The organism is Myxococcus sp. CA005 (assembly GCF_006518205.1).
In the GTDB taxonomy this organism is placed as follows: domain Bacteria; phylum Myxococcota; class Myxococcia; order Myxococcales; family Myxococcaceae; genus Myxococcus; species Myxococcus xanthus.
Genome location: NZ_SRLV01000046.1, coordinates 1 through 17,398 on the forward strand (window position 1 = coordinate 1; position 17,398 = coordinate 17,398).

Here is a 17,398-nt window from a genome sequence, read left to right on the forward strand (position 1 = left end):
AGTCTGTATACGGCGGAGGCGGGGCGGGCGCAGGGGCGGCCGGTATTCGCGATGCCCGGTGACGTACGCCAGGAGGAGGCGGCCGGCTGCAACGCATTGCTGCGGAACGGGGAGGCGGCGGTTTGCCTGGGCCCGGATGATGTGTGGAGGGTGCTGAAAGTGGACCCTCTGGCGGCGGTTCCTCCTGGGACGATGGGCTCATGGGAGGACCTCTCCGCGGAAGCGAAGGGGGGCCTTCGCGATGTTGGACCGGGTTCCCCGGAGCTTCGACGAGGTGCTGGTCGGCAGCACCTTCTCACCGGCGGCGCTCGCCAGCGCGCTGGTGGAGTTGGAATTGACGGGGCTGGTCATCCAGCACCCCGGAAGGCTGTACGAGAGAATCTAGGTAGGAGAGTCATGGCCACGCGGACGAAGAAGAAGGTGGAAGAGACTGAGGCGGCCGAGGAGAAGGCGCCCGCCAAGAAGGCCGCCGCCAAGAAGGCCGCCAAGAAGAAGCCTGCGGCCAAGAAGAAGACCGCCGCCAAGAAGACGGCGGCCCGCCGCCGCACCAAGAAGGGGGACGAGGACGAACTCCCCACCGTGGAAGCAGACGCGGAGGAGGAGGCCACGCCCCGTGGCAAGGGCCCGCACTACCTGGTCGTCGTGGAGTCTCCCGCCAAGGCGAAGACCATCAAGAAGTACCTGGGCTCCGGCTACACGGTGAAGGCCTCCGTGGGCCACGTGAAGGACCTGCCCAAGAGCAAGATGGGCGTCGACGTGGAGCACGACTTCCAGCCCGAGTACACGGTCATCAAGGGCAAGGAGAAGGTCCTCAACGAGCTCAAGAAGATGGCGAAGTCGGCCGACCGCGTCTTCCTGGCCACGGACCCCGACCGCGAGGGCGAGGCCATTGCGTGGCACATCAAGGAGGAGCTGGCGCATCCCGACGCGCTCCGAGTGACCTTCAACGAAATCACCAAGAAGGCCATCCAGGAAGCCATCGCGCAGCCGCGCCAGCTCAACCAGGACAACTACGACTCGCAGCAGACGCGCCGCATCCTCGACCGGCTGGTGGGGTATCAAATCTCCCCGCTGCTCTGGAAGAAGGTGCGCCGGGGGCTGTCCGCGGGCCGCGTTCAGTCCGTGGCGGTGCGCCTCATCGTGGAGCGCGAGGACGAAATCAAGGCCTTCGTCCCCGAGGAGTACTGGACGCTGGACGCGCTGCTGGAGGGCCCCGCTGGCCCGCCGCCGTTCAAGGCCAAGCTGTCCAAGCTGGACGGCAAGAAGGTGGAGCTGAAGGAGCGCGTCTTCACGGAGAGCCTGGTCGCCGAGCTCCAGACGGCCAGCTTCTCGGTGGCCAAGGTCGACCGCCGCGAGCGCCGCCGCAACGCGCCCGCGCCGTTCATCACCTCCAAGCTCCAGCAGGAGGCGGCCAACCGGCTGTCCTTCACCGCGAAGAAGACGATGACGCTGGCGCAGCGCCTCTACGAAGGCGTGCCGCTGGGTGACGAGGGCCAGACGGCGCTCATCACGTACATGCGTACGGACTCCACCCGTCTGTCCGACGACGCGGTGAAGCAGGTGCGCGAGTTCATCGACGGCAAGTACGGCAAGGACTTCCTGCCCGACGAGCCCATGGTGTACCGCAGCAAGAAGAGCGCCCAGGACGCGCACGAGGCCATCCGGCCCACGTCGCTGGAGTACCCGCCGGAGCGGGTGAAGCCCTTCTTCGAGGCCATGGGCGAGGAGGACATGTACCGCCTCTACGAGCTCATCTGGAAACGCTTCGTCGCGTGTCAGATGAAGCCCGCCGTCTATGACCAGACCAGCGCGGACATCGCCGCAGGCCGGGCCACCTTCCGCGCCTCCGGCAGCACGCTGAAGTTCGCCGGCTACCTGGCGGTCTACGGTGCTGGCCTGACGCCGGAGGAAGAGGCGGAGAAGGAGAAGGCCAAGGCCGCCGGTGACGAGAACGCCGAGGGCGCCGACGCGGTGGGCGAGCTGCCGGTGCTCAACGACGGTGACGCGCTGAACCTCCAGAAGCTGCTCCACGAGCAGCACTTCACCCAGCCGCCCCCGCGCTTCAGCGAGGCCACGCTGGTGAAGGAGCTGGAAGAGCGCGGCATTGGCCGCCCGTCCACCTACGCCGCCATTCTCTCCACCATCCAGGACAAGAAGTACGTGGAGAAGCTGGAGGGCCGCTTCCGGCCCACGGACCTGGGGAACATGACCAACGAGATGCTGGTCAAGCACTTCCCCCACGAGCTGGACGTCACCTTCACGGCGACGATGGAGGAGAAGCTCGACCAGATCTCCGAGGGCGGCGCCAACTGGAAGTCCGTGCTGCACGACTTCTACGGGCCCTTCAAGGAGACGCTCGAGAAGGCCGAAGCGGAGATGCGCGACGTCAAGCGGGAGGAGATCAAGACGGACATCCCCTGCGAGAAGTGCGGCAACCTCTTCGTCATCAAGTTCGGGAAGATGGGGCACTTCCTCGCGTGCTCGAACTACCCGGACTGCAAGAACACGAAGGACTTCAAGCGGGACGCCGAGGGCAAGATCGTCATGGTGGAGGAGGAGACCACCGACGAGGTTTGCGAGAAGTGCACCAAGCCCATGGTCATCAAGCGGGGCCGCTTCGGGCGCTTCCTGGCCTGTTCCGGCTACCCGGACTGCAAGACGTCCAAGCCCATCTCCATTGGCGTGTCGTGCCCGGAGTGCAAGGAGGGCTACCTGACGGAGCGCCGCAGTGGCCGCGGGAAGATTTTCTTCGGCTGCAACCGCTACCCGGACTGCAAGTTCGCTGCCTGGGACCGGCCGCTGGCCGAGCCGTGCCCCACCTGTGCGTCCCCCTACCTGCTCCAGAAGTTCTCCAAGCGGGACGGCCCGTACGTGGCGTGCCCCAACAAGGAGTGCGACTACCGGCGCGAAATCACCGAGCAGCCCGGGGGCCCGGGTGGGTCACCCGAAGCCTCCTCGGCTGCTTGAAAGCCCAGTAGTTACATGGGCATGGCCCGTCCTCGGCTTGACAGCCTTGGCGGGCCCGCCCTAGAAGTCCAGGCTGCTCCCTCCCCGGGAACGTCGAACGGGTGCCCGCCTCCGGATGGGCGCGCCCCGGGGGGCGGGCGTCGAAAGGACTCTGGGCGCAATGATTCCCTCGGTAAGCGAGCTGCTGCTGGACGTGACCCTCGCGGCCACGGAAGGGGGCAAGCTGGGCGTCACGGACTCCGTCATCAAGTTCTTCAAGGATGGCGGACCGTTCATGTTCGTGAACCTGTTCTGGCTGGCGTGCTCGCTGGCGGTCGCGCTGGAGCGCATCGTCACCCTGGTGTTCCGCTACAACCTGAACGCGCCGCCCTTCATGGAGCAGATCGCCAAGCTGGTGCGCAGCGGCAACCTGGACCGCGCGGTGAAGGTGTGCGCCATGGCGCCCAACGCGCCGCTGGCCAAGGTGGTCCGCGCGGGCCTGGTGAACGCCAACCGCGGTGAGATTGAGGTCTCCAAGGCGGTGGAGGAGGCCATCGTCGAGCACAGCCCGAACGTGTCCAAGCGCATCCCCTGGCTGTGGTCCCTGGCGAACATCGCCACGCTGGTGGGCCTGGTGGGCACCATCTTCGGCCTCATCGGCACCTTCCAGGCGCTGGGCAACGTGCCGGCGGAGCAGAAGCAGGTGCTGCTGTCGGACGGCATCTCCAAGGCGATGAACAACACCGCCTTCGCGCTCTCCATCGCCGTCATCTGCATCATCTTCCACCTGTTCCTCACGTCGTACGCGAAGAGCATGGTGGAGGGGCTGGAGCTCAACGCGCTCAAGCTGGAGAACCTCCTGTCGCGCCGCGGTTCCGTGGACCCGGCGACCACGGAGCTCGAGGCGCGCGCTTCGTAGCGCGCAAGGGCACGCGGCCATGGCGTTCCACTACTCCCGGCGCAAGCTGAAGGTCCGTGAGGAAGAAGAGGCGGGCGAGCTGAACATCGTCCCGTACCTCGACATCCTCATGAACCTCATCATCTTCATGCTGCTGTCCATCACCGGCCTGGCGACGTTCGGCATCATCAACGTCAACGCCCCCGCCTATGGTGCGCCGACGACGGGCATGGCCCAGGAGAACCCGGACGATGCGCCGAAGCTGACGCTGTCCGTGCTCATCTCCAAGAAGGGGCACTTCGTCAGCAGCGAGAACGCCATCCTTGGAGAGGCGGGTACGCCCACCATCCCCGTGAAGGCGGACGGCGCGCACGACTTCTCCGCGCTCAACGCGAAGATGGTGGAGATCAAGTCCGCTTTCCCCAAGGAGACGAAGGTCATCGTGGGCGCGGACCCGGACGTCCCCTACGAGACGCTGACGCAGACGCTGGACGCCATCCGTGAGACGCAGGGCCGCGAGCGCCGGCTGCTGTTCCCGGACGTCACCCTGGGAGCCATCTGAGCCATGGCCGACCCGACGACATCCGCCGTGGACACGCCCGACGCGGAAGCCGTGGCGCGGCTGAGCTACCGCCGGGCCCTGGCGCGCAAGAAGCGCAAGGAGCGCGAGGCGGCGGGGGAGATCAAGGAGCTGAACATCACCGCGATGATGGACATGATGACCATCCTCCTGGTGTTCCTGCTCAAGTCCTTCGCCTCGTCGTCCGCGGCGGTGACGGCGTCCGAGGACGTGCGTCCGCCCGTGTCCTCCACGCGCGCCACGCCCAAGGACACCGTGGCCGTCACCATCACGCCCAGGAACGTGCTGGTGGGTGAGCGGGAGGTCCTACGGCTGCAGAACGGCCAGTTCCCGGCCGACAAGCTCCAGGGGCGGCTGGTGCTGCCGCTGGACGCGCAGCTCAAGAAGGAAGTGGAGAAGCTGAAGTACATCGCCGCGCGCAACCCGTCGGCGCCCTTCAGCGGGGAGCTGTCCGTCATCGCGGACAAGAAGATTCCCTACGACATGCTCCTCACCGTGCTCTACACGGCGGGGCAGAACGAGCTGGAGAACTACCGCTTCGTGGTGCTCCAGAAAGAGGGCGAGTAGCACGCCCCCGGGGCGGCACCGGGAGCGCGCGCTCGCACCGCCTCAGAGAGACGGGCTGGCCATGGGGCCGCCGCGCGTCTCGAGTTCGTGGATGCTGGCGTCCTCCTCGCAGCGGATGGCGAAGGGCAGGGCCTCCAGGCGTTCGATGGGAATCTCGAAGCCGCAGTCCACGCACTCGCCGAACACGCCCATGTCCATTCGGCGCAGCGCCGCGTCGATGAGCATGATTTCGCGCCGCTGCGATTCCATCAGACTGGAGAGGGTGTAGTCGGCCAGCTCGGACTGGGCGTTTTCTTCGTATTCGGGGTCCCGCTCCTGGTTCTTCAGGGCGGTGAGCTCGCGGTGCGCCCCCTCGTTGGCGCTGAGGATCTCCCTGCGGCGGCGCTGCAGGAGTTCGCGGATCCGGTTCAGGTCCAGGGTTCGGCGGGTCGCCATGGCTTCGGTCCTCCCAGTCTACGAGTTCAGTGGCGCTCGCCCGGATGCAGGCCGCCCCCGAGCGGCGAACGCGAGAAACGTAGGGGTGCAACCCAGGTAGGGAAACCGCGCCTTCCAGCGGGAGGCGGAGGTGGGCCGGTGGGCAGCCGGCCATGCGTGAATCCGGTGCGAGAGCGTGGGGTCACACACGGTTGAATCGACGCTGGGCCAGGGCGTGTCAGTCCTGCTAACAGTTGCTGGACGCCGCGCGGCGCGGGCCTGGAGGAAGCGGATGGCGGATCAGAAGCAGCGGGTGACGGTGATTGGCGGCGGCCTGGCGGGGACGGAGTGCGCCTACCAGCTCTCCCGCCGCGGGGTGCCGGTGGTGCTGCGGGAGATGAAGCCCCAGAAGCGTTCTCCCGCGCACAAGTCGGACACGCTGGCGGAGCTGGTGTGCAGCAACTCGCTGCGCTCGGACAACCCGGAGAGCGCCATTGGCCTGCTGCACGCGGAGCTGCGCGCGCTGGGCTCGTTGGTGCTGAGCGCGGCGGACGCGAACCGGGTGCCCGCGGGGGACGCGCTGGCGGTGGAGCGCGAGCGCTTCTCCGCCGCGATTACGGAGTCCCTGCTGCGCCAGCCCGGCGTGGAGCTGGTGGCCGGCGAGGTGGAGCAGCTGCCCGAGGACGGCCCGGTGGTGATTGCCACGGGACCGCTCACGTCGGATGCGCTGACGCGGGAGCTGGAGCGCCACGTGGGCACCCGGCTCTACTTCTATGACTCCATCGCGCCCATCCTGTCGGCGGACTCCATCGACATGAACGTGGCGTTCCGCCAGAGCCGCTACGGCAAGGGCGGCGGGGACGACTACCTCAACCTTCCGATGACGAAGGACGAGTACTACCGCTTCATCGCCGAGGTGAAGGCGGGTCAGAAGGTGGTGCCGCACGCTTTCGAGGAACCCAAGTACTTCGAAGGGTGTCTGCCCATTGAAGTGATGGCCGAGCGTGGCGACGACACCCTGGCCTATGGGCCCATGAAGCCGGTGGGCCTGAGGGACCCGCGCACGGGCCAGGAGCCCTACGCGGTGGTGCAGCTGCGCATGGAGGACGTGGGCGGCACGTCCTGGAACATGGTGGGCTTCCAGACGCGGCTGACCTGGGGTGAACAGAAGCGCATCTTCAGCAGCTTCATCCCCGGACTTCAGCAAGCGGAGTTCCTCCGGATGGGGCAGATCCACCGGAACACCTTCATCGACTCGCCCCGGCTGCTGGCGAAGGACTTGTCGCTGAAGACGGAGCCCCGGCTCTACTTCGCGGGGCAGATCTCCGGCGTGGAGGGCTACGTGGAGAGCGCGGCATGTGGATACCTGGTGGCGTTGGCGCTGCACGCACGGCTGACGGGGACGGAGTTCGTTCCGCCGCCGGCCACCACGGCGATGGGCGCGCTGCTGCGGCACGTGACGGGCGAAGCGCACCCGCCGGACTACCCGCACCAGCCCTCCAACATCAGCTTCGGCATCTTTTCGCCGCTGACCGGGCGGATGAAGAAGGCGGAGAAGCGCGCGGCGTATTCGGCGCGAGCGAAGCAGGACCTGGCGGCATGGCTGCCGCATGCGGGCGTCCCGGCGGCGGGCGCCCCCGAGCACGTGGATCAGAGGAGCGCATGATGCGGATGCGGCAGGGGCGGCTGTGGACCGCGGGCCTGATGGCCTCGCTGGTGATGGCGGGCACGGGCTGCAAGCAGGGCGAAAATGGCGGCTCGGAGGCCCCGGGCGTGCGGCGCGCCAAGGCCGCCGCGGCGGCGGAGAAGCCACCTCCGCCCGGTGCCCCCGGCGCGGGGCAGGGCACGCTCCTGGCCTCGGGCCGCGTGACGGACCTGCGGGTGACGTCGGACGGCCGCTTCGCCACGTACCTCGTCAACGGGCAGAAGCCCCGGCTGGACGGCATTCCGCCGCAGATGGTGCTGGGCGAGCTGTACGCGGTGCCCGTGGAGGGCGGCGAGCCGCGCAAGCTGGGCGAGGGCGTGACGAACGTCCCCGGCGGACAGTTGGTGGCGCCGGGCTCGAAGTACGTCCTCTTCCTCACTGGCTACAACCCGGCGACGCAGTCGGGCGCGCTGAACGTGGCGTCGCTGGATGACGCGAAGGCGGCGCCTGTCGTGCTGGGCACGGCGGTCAGCTACATGCTGCCCAGCCCGGACGGGACGAAGCTGGCCTACGTGGATGGCGGCAAGCTGAAGCTGGGCACGCTGCCGTCAGGACCCTTCACGGACGTGGCGGCGGAGGTCAGCACCGCCCAGTTCACGCCGGACGGCAAGACGCTGCTCTTCAAGCGCCGGCTGTCCGCGGCGGGGGGCATGGCGGCCATCTCCGTGGAGAAGCCAGACGCGCCGCCCATGAAGGTGGGGGACCAGGTGGGGGACTACGAAGTCTCCCCGGATGGTCAGCGCGTGGCCTTCCAGGTGCGCAGCGAGTCGGTGCGGGGGCTGTATGACTTGTACTTGGCGGAGCTGCCCGAACTGAAGGCGAAGCGGTTGGCGGTGGCCTCGGGTGTGTTTGCCTTTTCGCCCGATGGCAAGTGGCTGGCGCGCACGGAGAACGGCAAGCCGAACGTGCCAGGGGACTTGTACCTGGGCCCGGCGGCGGGGGGCGCGGGGCGCAAGCTGGGCGTGCAGGTGGAGAAGCTGGCCTTCTCGCCGGACTCGCAGGCGGTGGGCTTCCTGGAGAAGTATGACTCGACTGCGAACGCGGGGCTGATGTCGGTGGCCGCGCTGCCGGACGGCACGACGAAGCAGGTGGGCGGCCGCGTGCCCAACTTCGTCTGGGGCTCGGACGGGCGCTATGTGGCGTTCCTCTCGCGCATCCTCAAGCCCGCGTATTCGGTGGACCTGATGCTGTACACCCTGGGGGAGGAGCGGGCGGCGAAGGTGCAGCAGGGCGTCTTTGGCTATGGCTTCACGCCGGGCAACGGGCAGGTGGTGTTCCGCTCCAACTGCATCCGCAATGGACGCTCGTGTGACTTCATGGCCATGGACCTGCCCCGGCAGGCGGACCCTCGCACGTGGCTGCAAGGCATCTTCAGCTACAAGCTGTCCGATGATGGCCAGCGGGTGCTCGTCACGTATGCCCGCATGGACTCGGACACCTACGATGTGGCGGTGTACGACGTGAAGACCCAGGCGCGGAAGACGCTGGATCAGGGCATCCAGGTGCCGGTGTCCTTCGGGGGCAAGAATGACTCGCTGGCCGTGTACGCGATTACGCAGGGCCCGAAGGCCGGCATCTACAGCGTCCCCGCGACGCCGTAGCTTTTGATTGTTGAGGATCGTGCGATTCGTCGGGCGGTGTGCTTACTTCCGCCGCCTGTATGGCTTCGCTCATCTATCGCCGCTACGGCGGCTCGCTCCAGGTCGACATTCCCTCCTTCGATGTGCTGGTGGAGGCGATCCGCATCCCCGAAACGCAGTGGATTGCCACGGCGTGCCCGTTGGAGGGCTTGAGCTGTGATCCACGCCTGCTGACGTTGATGGACGCGGACGGCAACGGCCGCATCCGCGTGGCGGAGGTGCGCACGGCGGTGGACTGGGCCGCCAAACAGCTCAAGGACCGGCGCGGCGCGGATGCTTCCAGTGACGTGCTGGAGTTGAACGCGCTCAGCGAGGAGGCGCGGCCCCTGCGCGGCGCGGCGGAGATGATTCTCCGGACGCTGAAGGCGACGGACGCCGGGCGCATCTCCCTGGCGCAGGTTCGCGAGAGCGAGAAGGCCCTGCGCGAGACCGGGCAGAACGGCGATGGCATCGTCGCTCCTGAGCACCTGTCCGAGCACCTGCGGCCCCTGGCCCAGGAGCTGATGGCCAGCTTTCCCGCGCTGACGAATCGGGCAGGCAAGGCGGGCGTGGACGCGGCGCTGGTGGCACGCTTCCGCGAGGAGCGCGCGAAGCTGCGGGAGCACCGGGAGAAGCAGGGCGCGGCGTTCGTCTGGGGCGACATCAGCCTGGAGACAGCCAAGCGCGTGCGCGACGTGGCGCCGTTGCTGGATGCGTACTTCGTGCAGTGCCGGCTGGTGGCCGCGCAGCCCGAAGCGGCGGCGAGCCTGCGCCTGCGCGCGGAGCGGGTGGAGGGTGCACTGGGCGACATGGCGGCGCTGGGGAAGGCGGCGGGTGACCTGCCCATCGCGCCGCCGGATGCGTCGGGTGTGCTGGAGTGGTCCCGTCTCCTGCGCGGGCCCGCGTACGAGGTGCTGGAGGCGTTCCGCACGGACGTCGCCACGCCGATGACGGGGGATTCGCAGCGGCTGTCGGACTCGGCGTGGCGGGGGCTGGCGGCGAAGGCGGATGGCGTGCTGGCGTGGCAGGCGCAGCTCGAGGCGAACCCGGTGCGCACGCTGATGGACACGCTGCCGTCGGTTTCGGACGCGGACCTGGATGCCCTGGAAGCGGCGAGCGCGGCGGACCTCGCGCTCAAGCCCACGCTGGATGCCGTCAACGAGCTGGAGCGGTTGGTCCTCTACCAGCGCTGGCTGCTGCTGTTCGCGAACAACTTCATCAGCATGCCCAACCTCTACATGCCCAAGCGGTTGGCGCTGGTGGAGAAGGGGACGCTCATCCTGGGCGGGCGCAAGTACACGCTGTCGGTGCTGGTGACGAACCGGGCCGCGCACTCCGCGCTCACCGCGCTGGGGACCACCTGCATCCTCTACGTCCAGGTGGCGCCGAAGGACGGGACGCCCGGGTATGAAGTGGCGGTGCCGGTGACGAGCGGCCGGAGCACGGAGCTCGCGGTGGGCAAGCGGGGCGTCTTCTACGACGTGGACGGCGTGGAGAGCGACGCCATCGTGACGCAGGTGGTTCGTCAGCCCGTGTCGCTGTGGGAGTCGATGACCATGCCCTTCGCGCGCATCGGCGAATTCATCACCAGTAAGGTGGAGGGCCTGGCGTCGGCGGGCGAGAAGACGTTCGATTCGACGCTGGAGAAGGGCTACACGAACGCGACGAATGCGCCGCCGGTGGCGCCTTCTCCGGCGGCGGGCGCGGCTCCCGCTGCAGCAGCCGCAGCACCTCCAGGCGGCGGGCTCGCGGGCATCGTGGCGGCGGGCGGCCTGGCGGCTGCGGCGCTGGGCTCGTCCTTCGCGTTCATCATGACGCAGGTGAAGTCGCTGACGCTGGTGGACCTCATCTCCGCGGCGACGCTGATTGCCATTGTCGTCATGGCCCCGGCAGGACTTCTGGGCTGGCTGAAGCTGCGCCGGCGCAACCTGGCGCTGCTGTTGGAAGGCTCGGGCTGGGCGCTGAATGACCGGCTGATGCTGACACCGGAGCTGTCCTCGCTGGTGACGCGCCGTCCGAAGCTGCCCTCGAACGCCCGGGTGGACCGCTTGGACATGGTGCGCTCGGCGCTGGTCCGGCAGCAGGAGGACGACGAGGCGGAGGGCGCGTCCGGGTGGACGAAGCTGGCCATCACGCTGGCGGTGGTTTTCGTGTTGCTCTGGCAGGTCCGGATTCCGCTGTTGACCTGGTTCTGCCACGCGGGCTGGTTGTCTCAGGACACCTGCCTGGCGCTGTTGCCGTCCCAGGCGGAACCGGCTCCGGCGGCGGCAGCGCCTGCCGCGGCTCCGGCCAAGGCGCCGTAGGCCCACCGCGAATCTTGCCAGGATTTCTCCGGCCCGTAGGCTCGTCCTCGATGACGAGCCTGTCGCCGCTGCTGGAGAAGTTCCGCGCCCACCTGGAGGACGAGAAGGGCTCGTCCCCGCACACGGTGCGCAACTACCTCATCGACCTGGTGGACTTCGAGCGCTACCTGGTGGAGCGAATGAAGCTGTCGCTCCTGTCGGGGACGCACGCGGCGATTCGTGGCTACCTGGGCACGTTGAGCACGGACCACGCCCCGGCGAGCCGGGCGCGGCGGCTGGCGAGCATCAAGTCGTTCTACAAGTACCTCGTTCGGCAGAAGCTGTTGCCCGCGAGCCCCGCGAAGCTGGTGAAGAGCCCGAAGCTGCCGAAGACGCTGCCCAAGGTGCTGCCGGTGGAGGAGGTTTTCGCCATCCTGGACATGCCCGACGTGAAGACGGTGCTCGGGCTGCGGGACAGGGCGATTCTGGAGCTGCTCTACGGCGGCGGCCTGCGTATCAGTGAGTTGTGCGGGTTGGACCTGCTGGACATCGACCGCAGCGGGCGAATCGTCAGGGTGATGGGCAAGGGGAGCAAGGAGCGGCTCGTGCCCGTGAACGCGCAGTCCATCCGAGCGTTGGAGGCGTACCTCGCACGGCGGGGGGAGCTGCTGGCCACGATTCGGAAGGACCAGGCGCCAGAGGCGATGTTCCTCAACTTCCGGGGAGGACGCCTGACGCCGAGGAGCATCGCGCGGCACCTGGATACATACGTGCTGAAGTGCGCGCTGACGCGGAAGGTGAGCCCGCATGCCATGCGTCACTCCTTCGCCACGCACCTGCTGGGCGGGGGCGCGGACATCCGCAGCATCCAGGAGCTGCTGGGCCATTCAAGCTTGTCCACCACGCAGCGGTATACCCAGGTGACGTGGGAGCAGCTCCAGCAGGTCTACGACTCCGCGCATCCGCGGGCGTGAGTGCTCGGCGACCAGGCGACGCCGCGTGACGGGGACCGTAATTGCCATCGCGAACCTGTCCTGTGTTGCGCCCGTCCTCGCCGCGCTCTGCCTCGTCCATCTGGGCGTGCAGTGGGGCTTGCCGGTGCTATTGGCGCGCCAGCGGTCGTGACGTCGAGCCTGGGGCGTGGGCTGGGCGTAGGCGTAGCGAATCCCTACGTGAGGTGTCATAGCTGCTGGATGTGACCTCTCCCGCGCTCATCACCCTTGGCATCCTCGCCGTCTCCCTGGTGCTCTTCGTGAGCGACCGGGTGCGGCTGGACATTGTGGCGTTGCTCGCGCTGCTGTCGCTCCTCCTCTTCGACATCGTTCCTGTGGATGATGCGCTCGCGGGTTTCAGCAACCCGGTGGTCATCATGCTGGTGGGGCTCTTCGTGATTGGCGGCGCCATCACGGAGACAGGACTGGCCGGGTGGCTGGGGCAGCGGCTGGGGCACCTCGCTGGGGAAGGGGAGGGGCGCACCATCGCCGTGGTGATGCTGGCCACCGCCGCGCTGTCTGCCTTCATGAGCTCCACGGGGACCGTGGCCATCCTGATGCCGGTGGTGGGAACGCTCGCCCTTCGCCGCGGAATCGCGCCTGCCCGCATCTACCTGCCCTTCGCGTTCGCCGCCCACCTGGGCAGCATGCTGACGCTCATCAGCACCCCGCCCAACCTCATCGTGAGTGGGGCGCTCCGGGACGCGGGCCATGAGCCGTTCCGCTTCTTCACCTTCTTTCCCATCGGCGTGGTGATGCTCGCCGTGGGCATGCTGTTCCTCATCTTCGCTGGCAAATACCTGCTGCCCTCGGCGGCGCAGGGGCAGGTCGCGGCGCAGGCCGTGCTGTCGCCCGAGGACTTCGCCACGGAGTACGGCCTGGGAACGTTGCTTCATGCCCTCCGCGTTCCCCGTGGCTCGAAGCTCGTGGGCCGGACGCTCGGCGAGGCCAACCTGCGCTCCGCGCACGGAGTGAACGTGGTGGGCATCTCATTGATGGGCGCCGCGCATCCGGTGGTTCCGCACCGTCCCTTCGGAGCGGACGAGGTCCTGGTCGTCCAGGGCCATGAGGATGCCGTCGTCGCGACGGTGGAGCACTGGGGGTTGGAGCGGCTCCCGTCCTTGCAGTCGCTGTCGCTGCCACCCGAGGAGTCGCTCGCGGAGGTGGTGATTCCCCGCCGCTCGGCGCTGGTGGGCCGGACGCTCCGGCAGGCGCGCTTTCGTGACCAGTTCCGGGCCACGGTGCTCGCGATTCGCCGGGGCGCGGACGCCGTGGTGGATGCCTCGTCCCCCGCACTCAAGGACTTCACGCTGCGGCGCGGGGACACCCTGCTCGTGAAGGGCCGCAAGAAGCACCTGCGCAACCTGTCCGAGGCCCGAAAGGACCTCGTGCTGCTCGCCGAGCCCGACCCGCGCACCGACCGCCTCGCGGATCCTCGGCGGGCGACGCTCACCGTCATCATCACCCTGGCGATGCTGACCGTGATGGCCTTGGGCCTGCTGCCCAACGTGGTCGCGGTGCTGCTCGCGGCGGTGGCCATGGTGCTCACGGGTTGCGTGCGCTCCGCGGACGTCTACCGCACGGTCAATTGGGAGAGTGTCGTGCTCATCGCCGGAATGTTCCCGCTGGCCACCGCGCTGGAGCGGACCGGCGTGACGCAACTGGCGGTGGCGGGCCTGGAGCGGCTCTTCACTGGCGCCAGCCCCCACGCCGTATTGGCGGTGCTCGCCATCGTGACGTCCACCCTGGGCCTGTTCATCTCCAACACCGCCACCGCCGTCCTCGTGGCCCCGGTGGCCCTCCGCATCGCGGAGTCCATGGAACTCCGGCCCGAGCCGCTGTTGATGGCGGTGGCCATTACCGCGTCGGCGGCGTTCGCCACGCCCATCGCGTCGCCCGTGAACACGCTGGTCATGAGCCCTGGGGGCTACCGGTTCGCCGACTATGCCCGGGTGGGCATCCCGCTCCAGGTGCTCATCGTCGCGCTGGCGGTGCTGGTGGTGCCGTGGGTGCTTCCTTTTTGAAGTCTGAGAGCAGACAGCCAGTCACTGTTCCTTGGAAACGCCGCGCCCGGCTTGTTAAACCCCGGGTCCTATGTTCCACGGCACCACCATCCTCTGCGTGCGGCGTGACGGGAAGGTCGCCATCGCCAGCGACGGCCAGGTCTCCCTCGAAAAGACCGTGATGAAGAACACGGCGAAGAAGGTCCGCCGGCTGGGCGAAGGCCAGGTGCTCGCCGGCTTCGCTGGCAGCACCGCGGACGCTTTCACGCTCTTCGAGCGCTTCGAGGCCAAGCTCAAGGAGCATCAGAAGAACATGGCCCGCGCCTGCGTGGAGCTGGGCAAGGACTGGCGCACCGACCGCTTCCTCCGCCGGCTGGAAGCGCTCCTCATCGTCGCCGACAAGGAGAAGACGTTCATCCTCTCCGGCGCGGGTGACGTGATTGAACCCGACTACGGCATCGCCGCCGTGGGAAGTGGTGGCCCCTACGCGTTCGCCGCCGCGCGCGCCCTCATGGCGCACACGCAGATGTCTGCTCGCGACGTGGTGCACCAGTCGCTCACCATCGCGGGTGAAATCGACATCTACACCAACGCCAACATCTCCATCGAAGAGCTCTAGGAGACACACCCCGTGGCCGAATCGCGCAAGTTGTCCGCCTTCACGCCTCGCGAGGTCGTCAGCGAGCTGGACCGCTACATCGTCGGGCAGAACGCCGCCAAGCGCGCCGTCGCCATTGCCCTGCGCAACCGGTGGCGCCGCCAGCAGGTCGATGACGATCTGCGCGACGAAATCCACCCGAAGAACATCATCATGATTGGCCCCACCGGCGTGGGGAAGACGGAGATTGCCCGCCGCCTGGCGAAGCTCGCCCAGGCGCCCTTCGTCAAGGTGGAGGCCTCCAAGTTCACCGAGGTCGGCTACGTCGGCCGTGACGTCGAGTCGATGATTCGCGACCTCGTCGAGGCCGCCATCGCGCTGGTCCGCGAGGAGGAGACCGAGAAGGTCGGCCCCCGCGCCGAGGAACTGGCCGAGGACCGCTTGATCGAGCTGATGCAGGGCGGCGGCGTGAAGTCGTCGTCCGCGACGCCGCCGTTCGGCTTCGCCCCACCGCCACCCCCACCGGTCCAGCGTGTCAGCGACAGCGCGCGCGAGAAGTTCCGCGCCCAGCTCCGCGCCGGCACCCTGGATGACGTGGAGGTGGAGGTGGAGACCGCGGAGTCGTCGCCCACCTTCATGCGGGGCTTCTCCGGCCAGGGCATGGAGGAGATTGGCGTCAACCTCCAGGACCTCTTCAAGAACGTGCCGGGCATGAACAAGACGCGCCGCCGTCGCGTGCGCGTGCCCGAGGCGCTTCAGCTCCTGCGCAAGGAAGAGGCCGCCAAGCTGGTGGACCCCGACCGCGTCCAGCGCGAGGCCGTGGCCCGCGCCGAGATGAACGGCATCATCTTCATCGACGAAATCGACAAGATTGCCAGCCGTGAGGGCGGCAAGGGCGGGGGCGGCCCGGACGTGTCCCGGGAGGGCGTCCAGCGGGACATCCTCCCCATCGTCGAGGGCTCCACCATCAACACCAAGTATGGCGTGGTGAAGACGGACCACATGCTCTTCATCGCCGCTGGCGCCTTCCACGTCTCCAAGCCCAGCGACCTCATCCCGGAATTGCAGGGCCGCTTCCCCATCCGCGTGGAGCTGGAGCCCCTGACGGGCGAGGACCTGGTCCGAATCCTCCGGGAGCCGAAGAATTCGCTCTTGCGACAGTACACGGCCCTGCTCAGCACCGAAGGTGTGCGTCTGTCCTTCACCGACGACGCGGTGACGGAGCTGGCGCGCATCGCCCAGCAGGCCAACGAGAGCACGGCGAACATCGGCGCCCGGCGGCTGCACACCATCCTGGAGCGACTGCTGGACGAGGTGTCTTTCTCCGCCAGTGAGATGGGCCCCCGGGATTTCCAGGTGGACGCCGCCTACGTGCGCGAGCGCCTGGCCGCCATCGTCCAGGACGAGGACCTGTCGCGCTACATCCTGTAGCGCGCTATATGCGGAGGGGTACCGTACCGCACGAAGGATGACTGCCTTGTCGCAATCCGAGCCGTCCCTCTCCGCATCGTCCGACTCCTCCACCGACGCCCTGGTCCAGAAGGCGAAGCGCCACCTGCTGCAGAACTACAAGCAGCCGCCCTTCGTCCTGGCTCGGGGCCAGGGGGCTCGTGTCTGGGACATGGATGGCCGCGAGTACCTGGACCTGATTGGCGGCATCGCCACGTGCGCGCTGGGACACTGCCACCCGGAAGTCGTGGCTGCCGCGAAGGCGCAACTGGATTCACTGTGGCACGTCTCCAACGTGTTCTATTCGCAGCCCCAGATTGACCTGGCCGCGCAGCTCACCGAGTGGTCCGGCCTGTCACGCGCGTTCTTCTGCAACTCGGGCGCGGAGGCGAACGAGGCGCTGCTCAAGCTGACGCGCAAGGTGATGAAGGACCGCGGCACGCCGGAGCGCTTCGAGGTCATCTCCTTCGACAGCAGCTTCCACGGCCGCACCCTGGCCACCGTCACCGCCACCGGCCAGGCGAAGTACCAGAAGGGCTTCGAGCCGCTGCCCGCCGGCTTCACCCACGTGCCCTACGGCGACCTCGAAGCGGTGCGCAAGGCCGTGGGCCCGGCGACCGCCGCCATCCTCGTGGAGCCCATCCAAGGGGAGGGCGGGGTGCGCATGGCGCCCCTGGGTTTCCTCGTCGGTCTGCGCGCGCTGTGTGACGAGCACGGGCTGCTGCTGCTGGTGGACGAAGTCCAGACGGGCATGGGCCGCACTGGCAAGCCGTTCGGCTTCATGCACGAGGGCATCGTCCCGGACGGCATCAGTGTGGCGAAGGCGCTGGGCAACGGCCTGCCGATTGGCGCCATGCTCTGCAAGGAAGAGCTGGGCGCCAGCCTCACGCCGGGCACGCACGGCTCCACCTTTGGTGGCAACCCGGTGGCTGCGGCCGCCGCCAATGCCGTGGTGCGCATCCTCCGCCGTCCCGGTTTCCTGGACGAGGTCCAGGAGAAGGGCGCCTATCTGCTCGCCCGGGCGCGTGAACTCCAGGGCCGGCTGCCTGCGGGTCGCATCCAGGCCGTGCGCGGCCAGGGGCTGCTGGTGGGCGTGGAGTTGGATCGCGAGGTGGCGCCCGTCATCGCCCAACTGCGCGGAGAGGGGCTGCTGGTGAATGCCGCCGGCGACCGCACGCTGCGCTTCGCGCCGCCCTTCATCGTCACCGTGCGTGAGTTGGATGAAGGTCTGTCCATTCTTGAGCGCGTGCTCGCCGCCAACTGACCGGCGTGGCCGCGTTCCACCGCATGGGGAAGGGTTCACGGACGTTTGACGCCCTGCGTCCGGAACCCTAGTCTGGAAACT

14 protein-coding genes are annotated in these 17,398 nt (G+C 68.1%); 13 read left to right on the top strand and 1 reads right to left on the bottom strand.

Annotated elements, in window-relative coordinates; translation table 11 throughout:
• Nucleotides 1-241 precede the first annotated feature (241 nt).
• The 5 genes from FMQ63_RS38075 (at nt 242) to FMQ63_RS20725 (ending at nt 4,991) form a co-directional block, all read left to right on the top strand.
• The gene (locus FMQ63_RS38075) at nt 242-385 is read left to right on the top strand and encodes a hypothetical protein (protein WP_225909975.1); all 144 of its coding nucleotides are present in this window, start codon (nt 242-244) and stop codon (nt 383-385) included.
• 11 nt (nt 386-396) lie between these two features.
• The gene (gene topA, locus FMQ63_RS20710; RefSeq protein ID WP_026114209.1) at nt 397-2,967 is read left to right on the top strand and encodes a type I DNA topoisomerase; all 2,571 of its coding nucleotides are present in this window, start codon (nt 397-399) and stop codon (nt 2,965-2,967) included.
• Nucleotides 2,968-3,127: 160 nt separating this feature from the next.
• Nucleotides 3,128-3,865 (top strand): MotA/TolQ/ExbB proton channel family protein, encoded by a 738-nt coding sequence (locus FMQ63_RS20715; protein WP_026114210.1) that lies wholly within the window; start codon nt 3,128-3,130, stop codon nt 3,863-3,865.
• Between the two features lie 19 nt (nt 3,866-3,884).
• Nucleotides 3,885-4,406, top strand: coding sequence for a biopolymer transporter ExbD (locus tag FMQ63_RS20720; protein ID WP_011553060.1), 522 nt, complete (start codon nt 3,885-3,887; stop codon nt 4,404-4,406).
• Nucleotides 4,407-4,409: 3 nt separating this feature from the next.
• Complete coding sequence (locus tag FMQ63_RS20725) at nt 4,410-4,991, top strand: biopolymer transporter ExbD (RefSeq protein WP_011553061.1); 582 nt, start codon at nt 4,410-4,412, stop codon at nt 4,989-4,991.
• 42 nt (nt 4,992-5,033) lie between these two features.
• Here FMQ63_RS20725 and FMQ63_RS20730 read toward each other — a convergent pair whose 3' ends face one another.
• Nucleotides 5,034-5,426, bottom strand: a complete 393-nt coding sequence (locus FMQ63_RS20730) for a TraR/DksA family transcriptional regulator (protein ID WP_011553062.1) — start codon at nt 5,424-5,426, stop codon at nt 5,034-5,036.
• 271 nt (nt 5,427-5,697) lie between these two features.
• Here FMQ63_RS20730 and trmFO point away from each other — a divergent pair, with 271 nt between their 5' ends.
• The 8 genes from trmFO (at nt 5,698) to FMQ63_RS20770 (ending at nt 17,317) form a co-directional block, all read left to right on the top strand.
• Entirely contained in the window at nt 5,698-7,071 is a 1,374-nt protein-coding gene (gene trmFO / locus FMQ63_RS20735; RefSeq protein WP_011553063.1) for a methylenetetrahydrofolate--tRNA-(uracil(54)-C(5))-methyltransferase (FADH(2)-oxidizing) TrmFO, read from the top strand.
• Complete coding sequence (locus tag FMQ63_RS20740; RefSeq protein WP_011553064.1) at nt 7,068-8,711, top strand: PD40 domain-containing protein; 1,644 nt, start codon at nt 7,068-7,070, stop codon at nt 8,709-8,711. The genes trmFO and FMQ63_RS20740 overlap by 4 nt, the downstream gene beginning before the upstream one ends.
• 59 nt (nt 8,712-8,770) lie before the next feature.
• Nucleotides 8,771-11,032 (top strand): kinesin, encoded by a 2,262-nt coding sequence (locus tag FMQ63_RS20745; protein ID WP_171452295.1) that lies wholly within the window; start codon nt 8,771-8,773, stop codon nt 11,030-11,032.
• A gap of 50 nt (nt 11,033-11,082) precedes the next feature.
• On the top strand, nt 11,083-11,985 hold the full coding sequence (locus FMQ63_RS20750; RefSeq protein WP_011553066.1) for a tyrosine recombinase XerC: 903 nt from the start codon (nt 11,083-11,085) through the stop codon (nt 11,983-11,985).
• A 221-nt stretch (nt 11,986-12,206) separates the two neighbouring features.
• Entirely contained in the window at nt 12,207-14,027 is a 1,821-nt protein-coding gene (locus FMQ63_RS20755; RefSeq protein ID WP_011553067.1) for an SLC13 family permease, read from the top strand.
• 70 nt (nt 14,028-14,097) lie between these two features.
• Nucleotides 14,098-14,625, top strand: a complete 528-nt coding sequence (hslV, locus tag FMQ63_RS20760) for an ATP-dependent protease subunit HslV (RefSeq protein WP_011553068.1) — start codon at nt 14,098-14,100, stop codon at nt 14,623-14,625.
• A gap of 12 nt (nt 14,626-14,637) precedes the next feature.
• Nucleotides 14,638-16,035, top strand: a complete 1,398-nt coding sequence (gene hslU, locus FMQ63_RS20765; protein ID WP_020478603.1) for an ATP-dependent protease ATPase subunit HslU — start codon at nt 14,638-14,640, stop codon at nt 16,033-16,035.
• Nucleotides 16,036-16,072: 37 nt separating this feature from the next.
• A complete protein-coding gene (locus FMQ63_RS20770; RefSeq protein ID WP_011553070.1) occupies nt 16,073-17,317 on the top strand; it encodes an acetylornithine transaminase in 1,245 nt (414 codons plus the stop codon).
• The last annotated feature ends 81 nt before the right edge of the window (nt 17,318-17,398 follow it).

Coding starts and splice junctions, on each gene's coding strand:
- FMQ63_RS20730 (WP_011553062.1), bottom strand. CDS start 5,426: ATGGCGACCCGCCGAACCCTGGACCTGAACCGGATCCGCGAACTCCTG.
- FMQ63_RS20725 (WP_011553061.1), top strand. CDS start 4,410: ATGGCCGACCCGACGACATCCGCCGTGGACACGCCCGACGCGGAAGCC.
- FMQ63_RS38075 (WP_225909975.1), top strand. CDS start 242: ATGTTGGACCGGGTTCCCCGGAGCTTCGACGAGGTGCTGGTCGGCAGC.
- FMQ63_RS20770 (WP_011553070.1), top strand. CDS start 16,073: ATGACTGCCTTGTCGCAATCCGAGCCGTCCCTCTCCGCATCGTCCGAC.
- FMQ63_RS20715 (WP_026114210.1), top strand. CDS start 3,128: ATGATTCCCTCGGTAAGCGAGCTGCTGCTGGACGTGACCCTCGCGGCC.
- FMQ63_RS20745 (WP_171452295.1), top strand. CDS start 8,771: ATGGCTTCGCTCATCTATCGCCGCTACGGCGGCTCGCTCCAGGTCGAC.
- trmFO (WP_011553063.1), top strand. CDS start 5,698: ATGGCGGATCAGAAGCAGCGGGTGACGGTGATTGGCGGCGGCCTGGCG.
- hslV (WP_011553068.1), top strand. CDS start 14,098: ATGTTCCACGGCACCACCATCCTCTGCGTGCGGCGTGACGGGAAGGTC.
- FMQ63_RS20720 (WP_011553060.1), top strand. CDS start 3,885: ATGGCGTTCCACTACTCCCGGCGCAAGCTGAAGGTCCGTGAGGAAGAA.
- FMQ63_RS20740 (WP_011553064.1), top strand. CDS start 7,068: ATGATGCGGATGCGGCAGGGGCGGCTGTGGACCGCGGGCCTGATGGCC.
- topA (WP_026114209.1), top strand. CDS start 397: ATGGCCACGCGGACGAAGAAGAAGGTGGAAGAGACTGAGGCGGCCGAG.
- FMQ63_RS20750 (WP_011553066.1), top strand. CDS start 11,083: ATGACGAGCCTGTCGCCGCTGCTGGAGAAGTTCCGCGCCCACCTGGAG.